Source organism: Halomonas maura (genome assembly GCF_030409305.1).
GTDB lineage: Bacteria > Pseudomonadota > Gammaproteobacteria > Pseudomonadales > Halomonadaceae > Halomonas > Halomonas maura.
Window position 1 is genome coordinate 234,224 of record NZ_JAUFPQ010000017.1, and the last position, 19,697, is coordinate 253,920.

At 63.9% G+C, this 19,697-nt stretch carries 18 protein-coding genes; 12 read left to right on the forward strand and 6 right to left on the reverse strand.

Annotated elements, in window-relative coordinates; translation table 11 throughout:
* Nucleotides 1-36 precede the first annotated feature (36 nt).
* Nucleotides 37-333: a DUF188 domain-containing protein gene (locus tag QWY76_RS20160; RefSeq protein ID WP_435388977.1), complete on the forward strand. Its 297-nt coding sequence runs from the start codon at nt 37-39 to the stop codon at nt 331-333.
* A gap of 77 nt (nt 334-410) precedes the next feature.
* Here QWY76_RS20160 and QWY76_RS11150 read toward each other — a convergent pair whose 3' ends face one another.
* Nucleotides 411-1,415, reverse strand: coding sequence for a glutathione S-transferase family protein (locus QWY76_RS11150; protein WP_290311273.1), 1,005 nt, complete (start codon nt 1,413-1,415; stop codon nt 411-413).
* Between the two features lie 81 nt (nt 1,416-1,496).
* A complete protein-coding gene (locus tag QWY76_RS11155) occupies nt 1,497-2,411 on the reverse strand; it encodes a LysR family transcriptional regulator (RefSeq protein ID WP_290311274.1) in 915 nt (304 codons plus the stop codon).
* A gap of 99 nt (nt 2,412-2,510) precedes the next feature.
* On the opposite strand from QWY76_RS11155, the gene QWY76_RS11160 reads away from it, so the two are divergent.
* The 5 genes from QWY76_RS11160 (at nt 2,511) to kduD (ending at nt 9,328) form a co-directional block, all read left to right on the forward strand.
* Nucleotides 2,511-3,362, forward strand: coding sequence for a pirin family protein (locus tag QWY76_RS11160; protein WP_290311276.1), 852 nt, complete (start codon nt 2,511-2,513; stop codon nt 3,360-3,362).
* Nucleotides 3,363-3,578: 216 nt separating this feature from the next.
* The gene (locus QWY76_RS11165; RefSeq protein ID WP_290311277.1) at nt 3,579-5,282 is read left to right on the forward strand and encodes a peptidoglycan DD-metalloendopeptidase family protein; all 1,704 of its coding nucleotides are present in this window, start codon (nt 3,579-3,581) and stop codon (nt 5,280-5,282) included.
* Nucleotides 5,283-5,585: 303 nt separating this feature from the next.
* A complete protein-coding gene (locus QWY76_RS11170) occupies nt 5,586-7,448 on the forward strand; it encodes an ABC transporter ATP-binding protein (RefSeq protein ID WP_435388978.1) in 1,863 nt (620 codons plus the stop codon).
* Nucleotides 7,449-7,713: 265 nt separating this feature from the next.
* Nucleotides 7,714-8,550 carry a 5-dehydro-4-deoxy-D-glucuronate isomerase gene (kduI, locus tag QWY76_RS11175; RefSeq protein ID WP_290311278.1) on the forward strand — a complete coding sequence of 279 codons (837 nt, stop codon included), beginning with the start codon at nt 7,714-7,716 and terminating at the stop codon, nt 8,548-8,550.
* 16 nt (nt 8,551-8,566) lie between these two features.
* Nucleotides 8,567-9,328 carry a 2-dehydro-3-deoxy-D-gluconate 5-dehydrogenase KduD gene (gene kduD / locus QWY76_RS11180; RefSeq protein ID WP_290311279.1) on the forward strand — a complete coding sequence of 254 codons (762 nt, stop codon included), beginning with the start codon at nt 8,567-8,569 and terminating at the stop codon, nt 9,326-9,328.
* Nucleotides 9,329-9,404: 76 nt separating this feature from the next.
* Here kduD and kdgR read toward each other — a convergent pair whose 3' ends face one another.
* Nucleotides 9,405-10,214 (reverse strand): DNA-binding transcriptional regulator KdgR, encoded by an 810-nt coding sequence (gene kdgR, locus QWY76_RS11185; protein WP_290311280.1) that lies wholly within the window; start codon nt 10,212-10,214, stop codon nt 9,405-9,407.
* Between the two features lie 319 nt (nt 10,215-10,533).
* Here kdgR and QWY76_RS11190 point away from each other — a divergent pair, with 319 nt between their 5' ends.
* From QWY76_RS11190 to QWY76_RS11215, 6 genes are all read left to right on the forward strand, one after another.
* On the forward strand, nt 10,534-11,223 hold the full coding sequence (locus QWY76_RS11190; protein WP_290311281.1) for an oligogalacturonate-specific porin KdgM family protein: 690 nt from the start codon (nt 10,534-10,536) through the stop codon (nt 11,221-11,223).
* Between the two features lie 120 nt (nt 11,224-11,343).
* Entirely contained in the window at nt 11,344-11,853 is a 510-nt protein-coding gene (locus QWY76_RS11195) for a TRAP transporter small permease (protein WP_290311282.1), read from the forward strand.
* Nucleotides 11,850-13,148 carry a TRAP transporter large permease gene (locus QWY76_RS11200; protein WP_290311283.1) on the forward strand — a complete coding sequence of 433 codons (1,299 nt, stop codon included), beginning with the start codon at nt 11,850-11,852 and terminating at the stop codon, nt 13,146-13,148. The genes QWY76_RS11195 and QWY76_RS11200 overlap by 4 nt, the downstream gene beginning before the upstream one ends.
* 111 nt (nt 13,149-13,259) lie before the next feature.
* The gene (gene bglB / locus QWY76_RS11205; protein WP_290311285.1) at nt 13,260-14,321 is read left to right on the forward strand and encodes a beta-galactosidase BglB; all 1,062 of its coding nucleotides are present in this window, start codon (nt 13,260-13,262) and stop codon (nt 14,319-14,321) included.
* Between the two features lie 63 nt (nt 14,322-14,384).
* Entirely contained in the window at nt 14,385-15,386 is a 1,002-nt protein-coding gene (locus QWY76_RS11210; RefSeq protein ID WP_290311286.1) for a TRAP transporter substrate-binding protein, read from the forward strand.
* 114 nt (nt 15,387-15,500) lie between these two features.
* Complete coding sequence (locus QWY76_RS11215; protein WP_290311287.1) at nt 15,501-16,343, forward strand: sugar phosphate isomerase/epimerase family protein; 843 nt, start codon at nt 15,501-15,503, stop codon at nt 16,341-16,343.
* Between the two features lie 144 nt (nt 16,344-16,487).
* Here QWY76_RS11215 and QWY76_RS11220 read toward each other — a convergent pair whose 3' ends face one another.
* From QWY76_RS11220 to QWY76_RS11230, 3 genes are all read right to left on the reverse strand, one after another.
* Nucleotides 16,488-17,843, reverse strand: coding sequence for a GntP family permease (locus QWY76_RS11220; RefSeq protein WP_290311288.1), 1,356 nt, complete (start codon nt 17,841-17,843; stop codon nt 16,488-16,490).
* A 134-nt stretch (nt 17,844-17,977) separates the two neighbouring features.
* Nucleotides 17,978-18,181: a hypothetical protein gene (locus tag QWY76_RS11225; protein ID WP_290311289.1), complete on the reverse strand. Its 204-nt coding sequence runs from the start codon at nt 18,179-18,181 to the stop codon at nt 17,978-17,980.
* A 5-nt stretch (nt 18,182-18,186) separates the two neighbouring features.
* Nucleotides 18,187-19,692, reverse strand: coding sequence for a purine-cytosine permease family protein (locus tag QWY76_RS11230; RefSeq protein ID WP_290311290.1), 1,506 nt, complete (start codon nt 19,690-19,692; stop codon nt 18,187-18,189).
* Nucleotides 19,693-19,697: the final 5 nt, after the last annotated feature.

Sequence of the window (19,697 nt, forward strand, 5' to 3'; positions counted from 1 at the left end):
AGCACGGGGTGCCGATGCGACGGACACAGGACAGGCATGGAGACCCTGCGTGCCAGCGGCGAGCACACCGGCGGCCCCAAGGGCTACTCCGACGTCGATCGCCGCGAATTCGCCAATGCCCTGGATCGCTGGCTGGCCAGGAACGCCTGCCCCTGCCGCATCTGCACGGGGTGCCGATGCGACGGACACAGGACAGGCATGGAGCCCCAGCGTGCCAGCGGCGAGCACACCGGTGGCCCCAAGGGCTACTCCGACGTCGACCGCCGCGAATTCGCCAATGCCCTGGATCGCTGGCTGGCCAGGCAGAGGTATGAGGAACGGCAGTATAGGTGAGCTGCTTTCCTCTTCCAGGCGCGAAGCGCCGATCTTCCCTCTGCGAGCGGCGTAGCCGCGTCTTCAAGCGCCCTGCGTTACCCCTTCTCCCGAATACCCTTGCCCGGCAGGCGCTCGCGATCATGGGGTCGATCCAGATCGAGCACTGGGCCAGCCGGCACGATGCCGTTGGGGTTGATGGTCTTGTGGCTCATGTAATAGTGGCGCTGGATATGGTCCAGGTTCACCGTCTCGGCCACGCCCGGCCACTGGTAGAGCTCGCGCAGGTAGTTCGACAGGTTGGGGTAGTCCTCGATACGCCGCAGGTTGCACTTGAAGTGGCCGTGATAGACGGCATCGAAGCGCACCAGGGTGGTGAACAGGCGGATATCCGCCTCGGTGAGCCACTCGCCGGCCAGGTAGCGCCACTCGGCCAGCCGGGTTTCCAGCCGGTCGAGGGCGTCGAACAGCGCCTCGACGTGCTTCTCGTAGACGGCCTGCTCGGTGGCGAAGCCGGCCTTGTAGACCCCATTGTTGACGTGGTCGTAGACATCGGCATTGACGGCGTCAATGGTCTCGCGCAGGTCCGCCGGATAGAGGTCGAGCCGGTTGCCGGTGAGCCCATCGAAGGCGCCGTTGAGCATGCGTACCAGCTCCGCCGACTCGTTGTTGACGATCCGGCCGTCCTGCTTGTCCCACAGGGCCGGCACCGTCACCCGGCCGGTGTAGTGGGGATCGGTGAGGGTATACAGCTCGCGATGGTAGTCGACACCATGGAGCGGGTCGCCGCTGGAGCCCTCGTCCTGATGGTAGGTCCAGCCCTGGTCGAGCATCAACGGGCTGGTGTGCGATACGCCGACCAGCCCCTCGAGCCCCTTGAGACGCCGCATGATCAGCGTGCGGTGGGCCCAGGGGCAGGCGAGAGACACATAGAGGTGGTAGCGCCCCGCCTCGGCGGGCCGCCCCGGCTGGCCTTCCGGCCCCGGTGCGCCGTCGGCGGTGACCCAATCACGCAGCTTCGCGGATTCGCGAACGAACTCCCCGCCGTGCGTCTTGGTGTCGTACCACTGGTCATGCCACTGTCCGTTGATCAAGAGCCCCATCTCGGCCTCCTCGTGACTGGTTTAGGTTGCCCCCAGCGTAAGCCAATAAAATCGAATCTCAAGCGCACATTTTGCCGCCAATCATTCGATCTTTTCGAACCGCCTCGAGGGCACACAGGCCGTGACCGCCTCCTGCAGATGCCGGGCCATGGCCCGGGTGGCCGGCCCGGCACGGTCCTGGTCGCGATGGATCAGTTGGATCGGCACCTCGCGCACACCGCTGGCCGCCAGCGGCAGCGGCTTCAGGCGCCCGGCCAGCAGGGCGTCGAGGATGCGCGTCTCGGGCACCCAGGCGAAGCCGAGATTGCGCTCGAGCATGTCGATGGAGGTGTCGAGATGGCTCACCGTCCAGCGCTGCTCGGCCTTCAGCCAGCCGGCATCCAGCGACTGGCGCTGGGCGGAATCGCGCACCACCAACTGGCGGTGCTGCTCCAGGTCGCGCAGGTCCAGCACCCGCCCCAGGCGATGCAGCGGATGGTCGGGGTGGGCGACGGCGATGAAATCGATTGTCACCAGTGGCTCACCCAGGAAGCCGCGGGCGGCCAGACCCGAGACCAGCAGGTCGGCATGGCCGTCCTGGAGCATCTCGACGCCGCCGTTGAGCACCGTCTCGTGGAGCTGTACGCGCACATGGGGATAGGTCGCGGAAAACGACTCGAGGGCCCGGGCCAGGGCGTCCGGGGGAAAGATCTGGTCGATGGCCAGCACGATCTCCGCCTCCAGCCCTTCGGCCAGTCGCGTGGCCACATCCTCCAGGGAGTCAGCGTTCTCGATCAGCTGGCGAGCCCGACGCAGCAGCATCTCGCCGGCCTCGGTCAGCCGCACCTGGCGCCCCACCGGCTCCAGCACCGCCACGCCGAGCTGCTCCTCGAGCTTGTGCACCGCGTGGTTGAGGGTCGAGGGGCTCTTGTGGATGGCCTCGGCGGCGCGGGCGAAGCCGCCATGGTCCACCACCGCGGCGAGCATCTGCCACTGGGCAAGGGTGACGCGAGACATTTTCGAATTCCTCGAACAGATTGCGCGAAATGATCCGCTTAATCTTCGAAAAAATCGGCCTAGAATGCCAGTCATCGATCCCCCGACAGGAGACACGCCATGCCAGCCAGTGCCACGACCCGCCACATCGCGCGGCGCCTGAGCAGCCACCCCAGCCAGGATGGCGACGGCGTCGCGATCCGCCGCCTCCATGACTTCGGCGGCGGGCTGGATCCCTTCCTGATGATCGACGAGCTGGAAGCCACCGCGGGTGATGACGACATCGGCGGGTTCCCCCCGCACCCGCATCGCGGCATCCAGACGCTCACCTACGCCTTGCGGGGAGGGCTGCGTCACGAGGACCACCTGGGACACCACAGCAGCATCGGCGCCGGCGATGCCCAGTGGATGCACACCGGACGCGGCATCATCCACGGCGAAATGCCCTTCACCGACGAGCGGGGCCTGCATGCCTTCCAGCTGTGGCTCAACCTGGCGGCCCGGGACAAGCTGTCCACGCCCACCTATCGCGATGTCCGCGCCGCCGAAATGGCGCGGCTCACCAGGCCCGCCGCCGAACTCATCGCCCTGGGTGGCGACTGGCGGCTCGCCGACGGCGAGGCGACACGCGGTCCCCTCGAGGCCCTGGCGGGTCAGGGGGCGGTGGCTCACCTGCGTCTCGCGGCCGGCGGCGCCCTCGCGCTGGAGAATACCGCGACCACCCTGCTGGTGTTCGTCTTCCGCGGTCGCCTGACGGTGGCCGACGAGGCCGTCTCGCGCGGCGAGCTGGTGCGCCTCGGCCGCGGCGAGCGGCTTTCCCTCGCCAGCGAAGGCGGCGCCGAGGCCCTGCTGCTCGCCGGAGAACCCCATGGGGAGCCGATCGCCCACTACGGCCCCTTCGTGATGAACCATCGCCAAGAGCTCGAGCAGGCCATGCGCGACTACCGCGACGGCACCTTCACCGCCTCCTGACGCCGTGCCCGGGGGTTGCCAAGCCGCCGTGTGTCGTGCCATGCTCGGCCTTAGTAAACAGTGTTCGCTATCCAAACGCCGGCCCCTCCCTGCCCGAAGCAAGGGGCACGGCGGCTTACTGTATGGGTGTACAGACTAGGCACTCCAACCATCATGGGTTATGGTTCTAGTGACTTTTTTTATGTTCTATACACCTTTTTTATTACGGCCAAATACATGATGCGAATCCTTTATTCGCTGCCCCGCACGCACAAGTTACTGTTGTTACCCGTTGCCACCATGGTCACTGTGCTGGGCGCCCACAAGATTCTCACCTCGGTCGAGGATGCCCGCCATGATCGAGCTCCCCTCGACACCGTGCTGGTCCCCCTCGACGCCAATGCGTCCCCGGGCGTGCCTTCGCTGTCCCTCGACCACGAACCGGTCGCCAAGGCCATGCAGGTGGCTTCACGAGCCATGGATGCCACCCGCGAGCCGGTGCCCCTGTCGCGGCTGACTGCCTCCGAGATCGTCGACCTCGACTTCATCGAGACGGCCCAGGCCAAGCCGGCACTTGCCTCGGCCGCGCGCGATGACGCGCGGGGCGAGGCCATGGACACCGCCGCCTCTCCCCTGGACGAGGGCGCCCGCCACATGGCCATCGTGCTCGGCACGGTGGCCAGCGGCATGCTCGCCTCCAACGAACGCCTGGTCGCCGACGCCACCTCCTATGAAGAGATCTCCGAGGACGAACTCGAGCTGTTCGACGAGGGCCCGATCCTCCTCGAGGAAGAGATCGCCGCCAGCGAACCCTATGTCCCCGAGTGGCAGACCTACACCGTCCAGCCGGGTGACACCTTCGCGATCATGGCCCAGGAGCACCTGGGCATGGGCTACAGCGAAGTCATGACCCTGCTGGAGGCGATGCCCGATCCGCGCCTGCTGACCCACTGGCGGGTCGGCAACCACTTCGAGTATCAGCTCGACAGCGAGGGCGAGTTGCTCGCCCTGCGCCTGATGAAGAACGCCCGGGACGGCTACCTGGTCGAGCGTGGCGAGCAGGGCGTCGACGTGGCGACCATCGAGCGCGCCGGCGAGTCCACCCAGCGGCTCTTTGCCGGGACGGTGAGCGGCAGCTTCGCCCGCTCGGCACAGGCCACCGGCCTGACCAGTGCCGAGGTGGCCGAGCTCGCCCACGTGCTGGAGAAGAAACTGGACTTCCGCCGCGACACCCGTCGCGGCGATCGTTTCCAGGTGCTGGTGGAATCCGACATCATCGACGGCGAGAGCCTCGACCCGCGGGTGCTGGCGGTCAACTACGATGGCGCGCGCATGGACGTGACCCTGGTGCGCAACGGCGAGGACAACCGCTTCTACACCCCCGATGGCGCCAGTCTCGACCCGGCCTTCGACCGTCGTCCCTTCGCTGGTGACTATCGTCTGAGCTCGCCGTTCAACCCACGTCGCCACCACCCGGTGACCGGGCGCATCAGCCCCCACAAGGGCACCGACTTCGCCATGCCCAGCGGTACCGCGGTCAATGCCCCCGCCGACGGCCGCGTGGAGAAGGTCGGCAACCACCCGGCGGCCGGCCGCTACATCGTCGTCCGGCATGACAACGGCTACAAGACCCGCTACCTGCACCTGTCGCGGCCGCTGGTCAAGCGCGGCGAGCGGGTGACCCGCGGCGAGCGCATCGCCCTGTCCGGCAACACCGGCCGCAGCACCGGCCCTCACCTGCATTACGAGGTGCTGGTCAACAACCGCCAGGTGGATGCCATGCAGGTCGAGCTACCGGAGAGCCAGAGCCTCAGCGGCGATGCCCTGGCGGCCTTCCAGAGCCAGGCCGAACCGGTGCTGGCGGCACTGCAGGGCGGCGAGAGCGGCACCACGGTGGCCAGCACGGAAGCCGAACTCAGCGAGTCCGACGACGAGAGTTGAGCCCGCCCCGGCCTGCATGACGATGCCCCGCCCGTGCGGGGCATCGTCGTTTAGGCCCCGCCGTTCGGCCAGCCGACTCGCCGTCGCCCCTCCAGGCCATGCCGAAGCGCTCGGTCGACAAGGCCCTCTGCCGGGGTCTCCGCACCTCGCCGCCCTGCCCCGGGGCGGCAAGCACCGCCGCGGCGGTCCCGCCTCCCGAGTTCGGCAGCTCCGGGACGGCCGCCACCCCCGTGGCGCCCTCCCGCCTGTGCAGCGGCCTCCGGCCCGGTACACTGGCGATAGGATCCCTCACGGAGCCCACGCTTGACCCGTCCTCCGGCCCACGCCGAGACGCCCCCCTCCGGGGAGGGGCGCCTGGCCACCTTCCTCGGCGTCTTTCGCTATAGCCACCGGGCCCTGGGCCTGGTCTGGCAGACCTCGCGGGGCCTGACCCTCGGGCTGGCCCTGTGCACCCTGGTGGCCGGGGTGCTGCCCGCGGTGGCCGCCTGGGTCGGCCAGCTGATCGTCGATGCGGTGGTGGCCGCCATGGACAGCCACCGCCAGGGCCAGGCGGCGCTCGCCGAGCTGCTGTGGCCGGTACTGCGCTACGTGCTGCTGGAGGCCGGGGTGGTCGCGCTGATCGCCCTGGCCCAGCGCGGCCTCTCGGCCCAGCAGTCGCTGCTGCGTGCCCTGCTGGGCCAGAAGGTCAACGTCATGATCCTCGAGAAGGCCGGCACCCTCACGCTCGCCCAGTTCGAGGACTCGGAGTTCTACGACAAGCTGACCCGAGCCCGACGAGAGGCCTCGACCCGCCCCCTGGGCCTGGTCAACAAGACCTTCGGCCTGGCCCAGAACGCCATCTCCCTGGCGAGCTTCGCGGTGCTGCTGGTGCGCTTCTCGCCCTGGGCGCTGCTGGTGCTGGTGATCGGCGCCCTGCCGGTGTTCGTCTCCGAGGCCCGCTTCTCCGGCGACGCCTTCCGGCTGTTCCGCTGGCGCTCGCCCCAGACGCGCATGCAGCTGTACCTCGAGACGGTGCTGGCCCGGGAGGACAGCATCAAGGAGGTCAAGCTGTTCGGCCTGGAGCCGCTGCTGCTCGACCGCTACCGGCGCATCTTCGATACCCTCTACGCCGAGGACCGCCGCCTGACGATCCGCCGCGAGACCTGGGGCTTCCTGCTCGGCCTGCTGGGCACCCTGGCCCTCTACGGCGCCTATGCCTGGGTGGTGGTGGAGACGGTGGCCGGGGCGCTGACGCTGGGCGAGATGACCATGTACCTGATGGTCTTCAGGCAGGGCCAGGCGGCGCTGTCGGCGAGCCTCACCGCGATCGGCGGCATGTATGAGGACAACCTCTACCTCTCCAATCTCTACGAGTACCTGGAGCAGCCGGTCGCCGAGCAGAGCGGTCGGCTCACCGCCGGCGCCCGCCCCGGCGACGGCATCCGCTTCGAGGGGGTGGGCTTCACCTACCCCGGCGCCGATGCGCCGGCGCTCGCCGGCATCGACCTGCACCTGGCCCCCGGCCAGAGCCTGGCGCTGGTCGGGGTCAACGGCTCGGGCAAGACCACCCTGATCAAGCTGCTGACCCGGCTCTACGACCCCGACGAGGGGCGCATCCTGCTCGATGGCAGCAACCTGCGCGACTGGGACCTGGCCACACTGCGTCGGCGCATCGGGGTGATCTTCCAGGACTTCGTGCGCTATCAGCTCAAGGTGGGCGAGAACCTGGGGGCCGGCGACGTGGCGGCCTTCGAGGACGAGGCGCGCTGGCAGGCAGCCGCCCGGCGCGGGCTGGCCGAGGACTTCATCGCCACCATGCCGGCGGGCTACCACACCCAGCTCGGGCGCTGGTTCAAGGGCGGCCAGGAACTGTCCGGCGGCCAGTGGCAGAAGGTCGCCCTGGCCCGGGCCTACATGCGCGAGGACGCCGACATCCTGGTGCTCGACGAGCCCACCGCAGCCATGGACGCCGCCGCCGAAGCGGCGGTCTACGCCGACTTCCGCGACCACGCCCGGGACAAGATGACGGTGTTGATCTCGCACCGCTTCTCCACGGTGCGTGCCGCCGGCCAGATACTGGTCATCGATGGCGGGCGCATCCTCGAGCGCGGCGATCATGACAGCCTGATGGAGCTGGATGGCCGCTATGCGCGGCTGTTCCGGCTGCAGGCACAGGGCTATCTGTAACGGGCCCTGTACCTGATTCCAACAGCACACTCCTGATCCCTCGGCATCGCGACCTGAGTGCCTGACCCTCATCGGATCGTCGACTCTCTCATCGACACGAGGAGGTCAGCGACGGCCTGGCTAGGCCTGTGAATCTGTAACTCCAGTCCAGTGACCATGGCATCGCTACCGAGCCAAGGCCATCAAAATCCTTGAATCAGAACATCGGTGATGCTACTTTGAACCTGCGTTTTAATTTTATGAAACCAAAGGTTCTGGAGGACGCATGGAAATTCGTCAGGCGATTCATAGCGAACATGCCAAGACCCTGGATACCCAGGGCCTGCGCGACCAATTCCTGATCGAGGAGTTGTTCGTCAAGAACGAGCTTAAGCTGGTGTACAGCCATATCGACCGCATCATCGTCGGCGGTGCGCAGCCCGTCGAGGAGCCGGTGGTCGTGCCTACCTCGATGGGCAAGCAGACCGGCACCGACTACTTCCTCGAACGCCGTGAGCTCGGCACCATCAACATCGGCGGCCCCGGGGCGATCGTCGTCGACGGCACCCGCCACGAGATCGGCACCCACGAGGGCCTCTACATCGGCAAGGAGAGCCGGGATGTCCAGTTCGAGAGTACGGACCCGGCCAATCCGGCGGCTTTCTACATGGCCTGCGCCCCGGCCCACCAGGTCCATCCGACGCGCAAGGTAACCCTGGAGGATGCCTCACCCCAGACCCTGGGCGAGGCTGCCAACAGCAACAAGCGCACCATCTACAAGTTCCTGGTGCCGGACGTGCTGCCCACCTGCCAGCTGCTGATGGGCATGACCCGGCTCGAGGAAGGCAGCCTGTGGAATACCATGCCCTGCCATACCCACGAGCGGCGCATGGAAGCCTACTTCTACTTCGACATGGCCGACGACAACCTGGTCTTCCACATGATGGGCGAGCCGCATGAGACCCGGCACCTGGTGGTGCGCAACCGCCAGGCAGTGCTGTCGCCGAGCTGGTCGCTGCACTCCGGCGTGGGCACCGGCAGCTACACCTTCATCTGGGCCATGGTCGGCGAGAACCAGACCTTTCCCGACATGGACCATGTCGCCATGGCGGACCTGCGCTGAACCGCGAGGAGGACCCATGAGTGCATCGTTTTTCGACCTGAGCGGTAAGACCGCCGTCGTCACGGGCTGCAATACCGGCCTGGGCCAGGGCATGGCCCTGGGCCTGGCCGCCGCCGGCTGCAATATCGTCGCGGTCAATCGCCGTGCCCCCGAGGAGACCCAGCGCCGCGTCGAGGCGCTAGGCGTGGGCTTCCTGGCCGTGGACGCCGATCTGGCCAGCACGGCACCGATCGACGACATCCTCGCCCAGGCCGAGGCACGCTTCGGCGGCGCCGACATCCTGGTCAACAATGCCGGCATCATTCGCCGTGCCGACAGCCTGGAGTTCACCGAACAGGACTGGGACGAGGTCCTTGACGTCAACCTCAAGAGCCTGTTCTTCCTTTCCCAGGCCTTCGCCCGCGCCTGCATCGACGGGCAGCGCCGCGGCAAGATCATCAACATCGCCTCCATGCTGTCGTTCCAGGGCGGCATCCGGGTGCCCTCCTATACCGCCTCCAAGAGCGGCGTGCTTGGCCTGACCCGCCTGATGGCCAACGAGTGGGCGGCCCGCGGCATCAACGTCAATGCCATCGCCCCCGGTTACATGGCTACCAACAATACCGAGGCCCTGCGCCACGACCCCGAGCGCAGTCGCGAGATCCTGGGCCGCATTCCGGCCGGGCGTTGGGGGGGCCCCGAGGATCTGGCCGGCGCCGCGGTATTCCTGGCCTCCTCCGCCTCGGATTACGTCCACGGCCATACCCTTGCCGTGGATGGCGGCTGGCTGGCGCGTTGAACCCCATGCCCATTGCCAAGAAACGCAGGACGCGGCCCTCGGGCCGCGTCCTGCGTTGTACCGAGGACTCGACGACTCAGGCCGTCTCCACCTCGCCGGCGAAGGCGTAGTCATGGAAGCCCAGCCCCTCGGAGATGCGCTCGCCGGCCTGGTGCAGCTGACGAACGTACTCCGCCCGCTTCTGATCGTCATAGCGCACTACCGGAAAGGACAGGCTGAGTGCTGCCACCGCCTGGCCGAACCGGTCGAACACCGGTACCGACAGGCAACGCACGCCGAGCTCGGCCTCTTCCCGGTCCTCGGCGACACCTTCCGCACGAATCGCCGGCAACTCGTCCATGACCGCCTCAACGCTGGTCAGGGTGTGCTGGGTATGGGGCACGAAGTCGACCGACTCCAGCACCTGCCGTGCGCGCGCCGGCTCCATCCAGGCCAGCAGGGTCTTGCCCATCGCCGTGGAGTAGACCGGGTTGCGGCGACCGATGCGCGACTGCATGCACAGGTTGTACTGGGAGTTGTACTTGTGGATGTACATGATCTGCCGGGGATCGTCATCCAGGACCCCCAGGTGAATGGCCTCGTGGGTCGCGTCGGAGAGCTTGCGCATCTCCGCATCGGCCAGCCGGGTCAGGTCCACGTTCGAAAGCGCTGTGGCTCCCAGCTCGAAGAGCTTGAGAGTCAGCGCATATTTCTCGGACTCCTCCTCCTGGCTCACATAGCCAAGCTCCTTCATGGTCTGCAGGAAGCGATAGGCGGTGCTCTTCGACATGAAGGTGCGCTGTGACAGCTCGGAAAGGCCGATATCCCGCTGCTCGGCCAGGCCCTCGAGGATCGCGAACACCTTCATGACGGCCGCCACATTGTCGGGTTTCTGCGACGTTGCCATAACTTACATACCTCGTTTCACAAAAATTGGCATATCGGTCCAAATTTAACGATAAACTCGCGATCTTGCCACTCTTTTCCAATCTTCGTCGGATCTGGCCGCCATGGAAAATATCGACCAAAGTATAACAGAAACAGCGTTTTAATTTTATAGGCACGATGATACATTTTTGATGAACCAAGGGACTGAAAAAGAAAACAGATTTTTCACCATCCAGGCCACACGAGACAGCCACCCGCCATCCACAAGAATCAACAATGGAGACAACATGCGAGCCTTTCCCCAGTCCAAGTGGTACACCCGCGCTACGGCGACCTGTATGGCACTGTTCCTGGCAAGCTCGGCCTCTGCCGCCGAGAACATTCTGACGATGAAGCTCGAACACACCACCAACGACCACGCCCTGACCCTCCCCAAGATCGCCATCACCCGGCTATTCGACGATACCTCGTCGCTGACCTTGGAGAAGTCCTGGTTCTGGCAGGAAGGCTTTCATGAAAGCGGCTGGCCCAAGCATGACGAGGCCTTCGTCAACTACTCGCTTCCTTCCTGGAAAATCGGTAACACGCAGCGCTGGTCAGTCACGCCACAGCTCGGCGCCAAGTTCCGCTCCAACGTGACCCGTGCCCTCGCGGCGATCAAGGTTGGCTACCGCGGGGATGGCTGGAGTCTGGCAGGACGCTATCGCTACGAACACGAGACAACTCACGAAACGGCAGAAGAAGGGCGTGCCGGGCGCATCGATGTTTATGCCAGCTACGCTATCAATGACGACTGGACGTTGCTCTATAACCCCCACTACCACTTCAAGCACGAGAACGACTCGCCCGATTTCGGCAGCGGCGATCGCGACTACCTCGAACAGGAGTTCCTCGCCTTCCATAAGCTGAACGCGAACAATACCATCTTCGGGGGCTATATCCGGCGGGACGAGACCAGCGATCAAGCATCAGTGGATCCCGGACAGCGCTATAGCTCCTGGCTGCTCGGCTACCAATACAAATTCTGACCCCCGCCGATCCGGGAAGGGAGGGGCCCCTTCCCCTCGATACCAGCCGATGAGCCAGGAGTAGCCACATGATGCTAGACAATCTTCACGTCAAAATTCCCGATGAAAGAGGGAGCCGGAATGGAACGCATACGCACGCTGCTTGACAGAAGCATACAGGCTGTATGCTGCCTACTCTTCATCACCATGGTAGGCGTCGCCAGCTGGCAGGTCATCGCCCGCTATGTGCTCAATGACCCCAGCACGGTATCGGAAGCCTTCCTGAGGTTTTCGTTGGTGTGGTTATCCATGATCGCCATTGCCTATGTGGCAGGAAGCCGGGAGCATGTCAGCCTAACGCTCCTGACAGATAGATTAACGGGACCCTGGAAGACCACTTTCGATATTTTCATCGAAATCCTGTTCATTGCCTTCGCATCAGTGATCTTGGTGTTTGGTGGATTTCAGGCTGCTTCCAACAGCATGAGTCAGATATACCCCATGCTGAACGTCCCTAAAGGAGCACTTTACTCCTCACTTCCCGCAGCAGGAGGAATCATCATCCTGTACTGCACGATCAATTGCATCAGCATATACAAAGAATACCGAAATCAGCACGGGCACCATGAAATCAGGAGGCAGGAGTCATGATCTTTGATGCTGGCATCATACTGGTACTATCATTCCTTGGACTCCTGATCATCGGTGTTCCGATTGGAATCTGCATCGCCGTCTCTTCAGCCGTCACCATCCTGATGGCACTACCCGCCGAGATCGCCATCTTCACGACGGCACAGAAGATGGTGTCGAGCCTCGACAGCTTCACGCTGCTGGCCGTACCATTCTTCATCTTATCCGGCGTTCTAATGAACAACGGTGGCATCGCGCTTCGCCTGGTCAACTTTGCCAAGCTATTCAGCGGTCGCATTCCGGGGTCATTGGCCCATACCAATATCGTGGGAAACATGATGTTCGGTGCCATCTCGGGTTCAGCTATTGCCGCCTCCACGTCCATCGGGGGCGTAATGGTGCCAATGAGCGAGAAGGAAGGATATAGTCGACCGTTCGCTGCATCCGCCAACATCGCCTCGGCCCCTACCGGCATGCTGATCCCGCCGACGACGGCCTTCATCCTCTATGCACTCGCCAGTGGCGGGACCTCCATCTCCGCCCTGTTTGCCGGAGGACTGATCGCGGGGTGTCTATGGGGAGCCGGCTGCATGCTGGTTGCCTACATCACGGCCAGGTCGCGTGGCTATGCCACTCGAGTGAACCTTCGGAATGCATCGGTCAGAAGAATCATCCTTGACGCGCTTCCCAGTCTCTTCTTGATCGTCATCATCATCGGGGGCATCGTCCTTGGCATCTTCACAGCAGTCGAAGCATCGGCCATATCGGTCATCTACACGATGTTCCTGACGTTGATCGTCTACAGGACCATCGATGTCCGCTCGTTCATCACGTCACTGATCAAGGCAACGGAAACCACGGGCGTCATCATGTTCCTGTTGGCAGCCTCTGCGGCGATGTCATTCGCCATGTCCATCACGGGGCTTCCTAGCGCCCTGAGCATGGCGATCCTCGGGCTCTCCGACAACCCGGCCATGGTGCTGCTGATCATCACGTTGATGCTGCTCATCATCGGTTGCTTCATGGACATCGGGCCGGCCATCCTGATTTTCACCCCGATACTGCTACCCATTACCTCGGCAATCGGTGTGGATCCGATTCACTTCGGCATCATCATGGTATTCAATCTGTGCATCGGCACCATCACGCCTCCCGTTGGCACAGGCCTTTTCGTTGGAGCAGGAATCGCAAAGGAACAAGTTGAGAATCTTCTGCTTCCCTTGATGCCATTCTATCTTGTGATCCTGGTGACCCTTCTGCTGATCACTTACGTCCCGCAAATCACACTATTCCTTCCCAGAATTATGGGACTTTAACGCCCTCAACGCCAAGATTTGGAGCACCACCACATGCGAGTATTCAGCGTTAAACATAGCCCGTTACTGCGACAAGATGAGCGCTTCATCGACAAGAATGAAGTCACTAGATTGATCAAGAAGACCATCACCAACCTGATCAATATCAAGGATGAAACCGGCGAGTTCCTGCTCCATCTGGATGACGGCCGCACCATCGATACCAAGGGCTGGGCCGGCTGGGAGTGGACTCATGGCATCGGCCTGTACGGCATCTACAAGTACTACGAGCAGACCGACGATACCGAGGCCCTGGCCATCATCGACGCCTGGTTTCGCGATCGTTTCGCCGACCGCCTAGCCACCAAGAACGTCAACACGGTGTGTCCCTTCCTGACCCTCGCCTACCGCTACGAGGAGACGGGTCGCAAGGAATGGCTTCCGTACCTGCAGGCCTGGGCGGACTGGGTGATGTACGACATGCCCCGCACCGACAAGGGCGGCCTGCAGCACGTCGTCTACAACAGCGAGAACCATCAGCAGCTGTGGGACGACACCCTGATGATGAGCGTTCTGCCGCTGGCCAAGATCGGACGCCTGCTCGACCGACCGGACTACGTGGAGGAGGCGAAGTACCAGTTCTTGATTCATGTGCAGTACCTGATGGATCGGCAGACCGGCGCCTGGTTCCATGGCTGGACCTTCGACGGCCACCATAACTTCGCCGAGGCACGCTGGGCGCGTGGCAACAGCTGGCTGACCATCGTCATCCCCGAGTTCCTGGAACTGCTGGACCTGCCGGCCAAAGACCCCATCCGCCGTTTCCTGCTTCAGGTCCTGGAGTCCCAGGTCGAGGCGCTGGCCAAGTGGCAGGCGGAGTCCGGTCTCTGGCATACGCTGCTCGACGACCCATCGTCCTATCAGGAGGCCTCCGCCGCCGCCGGGTTCGCCTACGGTATCCTCAAGGCCGTCAGGATGCGCTACCTCGATGGTGACTACTACGAAGTGGCGGAGAAGGCCGTCCAGGGCATCATCCACAACATCAATGCCGAAGGAGAGCTCGAACAGGTCTCCTTCGGCACCGCCATGGGCGACAACCTCGACTACTACCGCGAGATTCCCCTGACCTCCATGCCCTACGGTCAGGCCATGGCCATCCTGTGCCTGTCCGAATACCTGAGAACGTACCTCTAAAGTTGATCCGGGGCCCTGATGAGCCCGCAATTTCACCAACAATACCAAACCATGGAGTCAACCATGACCATGCCTCAACACACCAAGGCCATTCTCGTCGCCGCCATCGCCACCCTGTCCCTGGGCGCCGCCTCGGCGCAGGCCGAGAACAGCGTCAATCTCAGGCTGGCATATGCCCAGAACTCCCAACCGGTCAAGGATGCCCTGGCGAAGTTCGGCGATCTCGTGGAAGAGAAGTCGGGTGGTTCGATCAGTGTCACCTACTTTCCGGACAGCCAGTTGGGCGGTGAGAGTGAGCTGGTCGAGCTGCTGCAGACGGGGGCGATCGACATGACCAAGGTCTCCGGTGGCCTGATGGGCAGCTTCTCGCCACTCTACGGCGTCTTTTCCATGCCTTACCTGTTCGACGACCAGGAGCACTTCTACGAGGTCATGAACAGTGACGCCGTCATGGACGAGGTCTACCACTCCACCCGGGATCAAGGCTTCGTCGGCGTCGGCTGGTACGACTCCGGTCAGCGCAACTTCTACACCAAGGATACCCCGATCGACGAGGTCTCGGATCTCGAAGGCAAGAAGATCCGGGTGATGCAGAGCCAGATTGCCGTCGACACCATGAAACTGCTGGGTGCCTCGCCCGTGGTCATGGCCCAGGAAGAGGTTTACACGGCACTCCAGCAGGGAGTACTGGATGGCGCCGAGAACAATGAGTTTGCTCTTACCACGGCGCGGCACGGCGAGGTGGTCAACCACTACTCACTGGACGGCCACACGCGCATCCCCGATATCATCCTGTTCAACAGCAATACCCTGTCCCGACTCTCGGACGCGCAGCACGATGCCCTCATGGAAGCCATCCAGGAGTCCACCGACTTCCAACTCGAGAAGTGGTCGGAGGCCGTCGAGACGGCGCGTGACCAGATCCGCAACGACTTCGGGGTCGAAATCAACGAGGTCGATATCACCCCCTTCCAGGCGGCCGTGCAGCCGATATACGAGGATTTAAAGGGGCAGCCTGAACAGTACGCGCTCTATCAGAAGATCAAGGAACTGAGCGACAAGTAAGCACCGGAGTTCGAGGGGGCGCCAGCCTCGTGCCCCCTCGCCCACTTCGTCGGTACTCCAGCATTCCTGCAACCCGGCCTCGGACACGGCAGACATCGACATCAGGAGGAAAACGTGAATATAGGCATCAGGGCGCACGACCTGCCCAAACAGTCCCTGGACGACCTGGTCGCAGACGTTGCACGGCGGGGGCTCGGTTCGGTGCAACTAGCGCCGAGCAAGTCATTCGTCATCCCTGCTCCGCCGGGTAGCTTGACACCCGGGTTGGCCTATCGTATCGGTAGCGCTTTTCGTCATCACGACGTGCAGATCGCCGTGCTGGGCTGCTATGTCAACATCATTCACCCCGACCCGGACGAGAGACGCAACGCCCTGGCGCGCTTCAAGGAGCATTTGCGCCATGCACGTGACTTCGGCTGCGGCATCGTGGGCACCGAAACCGGCAACGTCCATCCCGACATCGCCTACACCGAGGACAACTTCCACGACGCCCCCTTGCAAGCGGTCATCGACAGTGTCAAGGAGCTGGTCGTGGAGGCGGAGCGTTTCGGCGTGATCGTCGGCATCGAACCCGGGGTCAATCACCCCGTCTACTCGCCCGAGACCGTGACGCGACTGCTGGACAGCGTGGATTCTCCCAATCTGCAGATCATCTTCGACCCGGTCAACTTCCTCACCATCGACAACTATGCGCGACAGCGGGATATCTTCCGGGAGGCGTTCGAATCATGGGGAGAGAGAATTGCCGTGATGCATGCCAAGGACGTCTGCGCCGAGAATGGCGCCTTATGCCCCGCTCCCGTCGGTCAAGGTCTGCTCGATTATGCCTTCCTGTTCGACTGGCTCGGGCCCCGCAAGCCGCATCTCAATGTCATTCTGGACGAGGTGGAGCTCGCCGATCTCGAGGAGGTCATGAAGTTCCTGAACCGATTCCGTCACGACGCTGCCACGCTGTGATCGAGTTCGGCGATGCCTTTACCCATGGCCGCGACACGCAATGAACGCGACACGAAAAAGCTCCAGGGAAGAGACACTTCCCTGGAGCAGGATCGGCGATACCAGTCGGGGAGATTCAACAGAACATGGGCTGGCTCAGCATATTCACGGCCAGAGCGTGGCGCCTACCAGCGTCAACGCCAGGATCATCAACGAGACCAGCGCCTCGCCCAGGGTGTAGGTCTTGAAGCCACCGCGGACGCTGAAACCGGCGAGCTGGGTGGTGATCCAGAAGCCGCTGTCGTTGACGTGGCCGATGCTGATGCCGCCGGACAAGGCCGCCAGCGCGATCCATAGCGGATCGACGACGCCCGTCGACGCCGCGCCTGCCATGATGGTCATGGCGGTGATGCCAGCGACGGTACCGGAGCCCTGGGCGATGCGGAAGATGGCGGCCAGGGCGTAGGTCAGCAGGATCATGCCGAGCGCCGACTGGGTCTCCTGGAAGAGACCATCGACCAGCATCTGGCCGATCTGGGTGGTCTCGATCACCTTGCCCAGAGAGCCCCCCGCGCCGGTGACCAGTAACACGACACCGGCGGTCTGTAGGCCGCGCGAGGCCGAGTCATCCCGTGCCTGGCGTCCCATCTCCCGCGCCGCGACCGCATAGGCCGCCAAGGCGCCGGCCATCAGGGCGACGATACGGTCACTCAGGAAGGCGATGAAGGCGGGCAGCTCCTCCCCGGCCAGCAGGCCGAGCTGTTGGCAGTAGTCGTAGACGGTGCCACTCAGGATCAACAGGATAGGCAAGGCCACCGGTGTGAGCGCCATCCACAGCGGGATATCGGGCATCTCCCGACGGCTGTCGTCTCCCGGCACTTGCTGGGCCACGCCCATTTCATCCTTGTGCCGATTCCAGATCCCGCAATCCAGCAGCAGGAAGTAGACTTTCATCACGATCAGCGAGGTGACGAGCCCCACGCCCAGGCCGGCGAAGGTCATGACGCCGATATCGAAGTCCAGGATCGTGGCGGCGGCCAGAGGATTGGGTGTCGGCGGCACGATGGTATGCGAAGTGGCAGCCCCGATGACCAGGGCACCGATGGCATAGGGCAGCGGCTTGCCCAGGGTTCGGGCCAACGCCACCCCGAGCGGCACCAGGATCACGAAGGTGACGTCGAAGAAGACCGGGATCGACAGCAGGAACCCCGTCAGTCCCAGCACATAGAGTCCCGCACTGCGCGGCGCGCTCGCGACCAGGGTATGAGCGATCTTGTGGGCCGACCCCGAGTCGCTCATCAACTGGCCGATGATCACGCCGAAGCCGATCGGTAGCCCGATCCCGGCCATGATGCCGCCGAAACCACTGCTGATGGCATCCACCGTGCCGGTCATGCCCAACTGCATGGCCAGTCCCAGATAGAGACTGCCGATGATCAGGCTGATGGCCGCGTTCAGCTTGACGTAAAGAATCAGTAGCAGGATCAGGGCGATGGCGATCGCCAGATGCAATATTTCCATGAGTGTGCGGCTCCTTGTATGTCGTTATCGACGTTGTTCGGCAACAGGAAAGCTGCCCCACGCGGATGTGCCGTGGGCGTATGAGGCAGCATTGAAGCGTGGGACCCGGCGTCCCCGAAACACTTTCTGGCCGGCTATCCTTCGGCGCTATCGCCGGCCACGACGGCGCGGTCTTCCTTGCCCATCCAGAGTGGCGTGACGGCGAACCAGACGACCGTGACCGCCAGCATGGCCCCCTTCATCGCCGACTCGCCCATGGCGTCGGCCAGGTAGAGCACCGGAAACAGCACCGTCAACACCAGCATGGCGATCGAGATGGTCTGAAGCAGCTTGCGCATGGGGGTCACTCCTTGCCTGAGGCGGTCTTGAACTCGGTGGCCGTGTCGCTGGCGTTCGCTCGCTGGGCCATGTAACTCAGGCCGATGAACAGCGCCGCAGCGATGAACCAGCCCGGCAGGGCGACGAAGAAGATCTCGATCTTGGCGAACTCCACCAGGACCAGGCAGATCGCCAACGTGATCAGCCAGGTGCCCAGCACCGGATAGGTGATCTTGCGTCCGGCGACTTCGGCATAGAAGCTCTTCAGCCCCAGCTTGGGCAGCACCCAGAAGTCGATGACGATCACCGCGCCGATCGGCATCAGCAGCAGCCCGTACAGTGCCACGAAGCCCAGTAGCTGCATCGCCACCCCCGGGAACATCGCCACGAAGGTGGTCAACAGCCCCGTGCCGATGGTCACCTTGAAGCGCGAGACCCGGGGAATGACCGCCTGGAAGGCCAGCCCGGCGCGGTAGATGGTCGGGTTGGCGGTGGTCCAGCCGGCGATGATCACGCAGATCAGCCCTGCCACGCCCAGCGCCTGATCGGCCAGGGGGCCGGGCAACGGATTGGGGATCTGCCCGGCCTCGGCGGCGGCGATCATGGCGCTGTCGGAGGTGAGCCCTGCCTCGTACATCTGGAAGGCGAACAGCATGGAGGCGGCCAGCCAGGCCATGAAGTGGCCAACGTACATGCCCGCCGCCGAGGCGATGCTGTACCAGCTCTTGCGGGCGAAGCGCAGCACCGACAGGTCGGACATGCCGACGTGCATGGCCATGTTGGCGAACCAGGCGAAGAAGATCACGTGCCAGATCGAGAAGTCCGGCTGGCCGGGCACCTGTACGCCGGTCCAGATCGCCGTCTCGGCCAGGGCCCAGAGGTCGGCAGGCGACCCCACCCCGGTGCCCGTGGCATCGATGAACCACTTCAGCGAGACGATGCCGAAGCCCAGGAAGATCAGCACCATCCAGGGCGCGGCGATGTTGGCGAACCAGGAGACGAAACGATAGCCGTAGGCGGCCACCAGGGTGATGACGATGCCGACGCCGAGCACGCTCAGCACCCAGCCGACGCTGTTGGGCATCAGGTCCGACAGGGTCGGCAGCGGGAAGCCGAACCATACGCCCACGGCGGTGGCAGACACCGTGATCATGGCCCCGGCCAGGAAGCAGAAGGCCAGGCCATTGGCCAGGTTGTAGAGGATCACGGTGTAGCGACCGGCGATCTTCTCGAGCTGGTAGTAGAGCGTCAGGCGAACCCGCGTGGCGATGGGCGCGGTGAGCAGCAGCCAGCTCAGCACCGCCAGGGCGTTACCGATCAACAGCCCCATGACCACGTCGAAGGCGGCCACCCCCGCCAGCACGAACAGCGGGCCGATCATCAGCTCGGTGCCGGCGGTATGCTCGCCGGCGTACATGCCGAGGAAGTTCTTGAAGCCCATCCGCGCCTGGCCGGGGACGGGGTGGCGTTCGTATTCGCCGCCGGTGGCGGGGCTCTCCCCCGCCGCCTGCGCCTGCACACTGTCACTCATCGCGT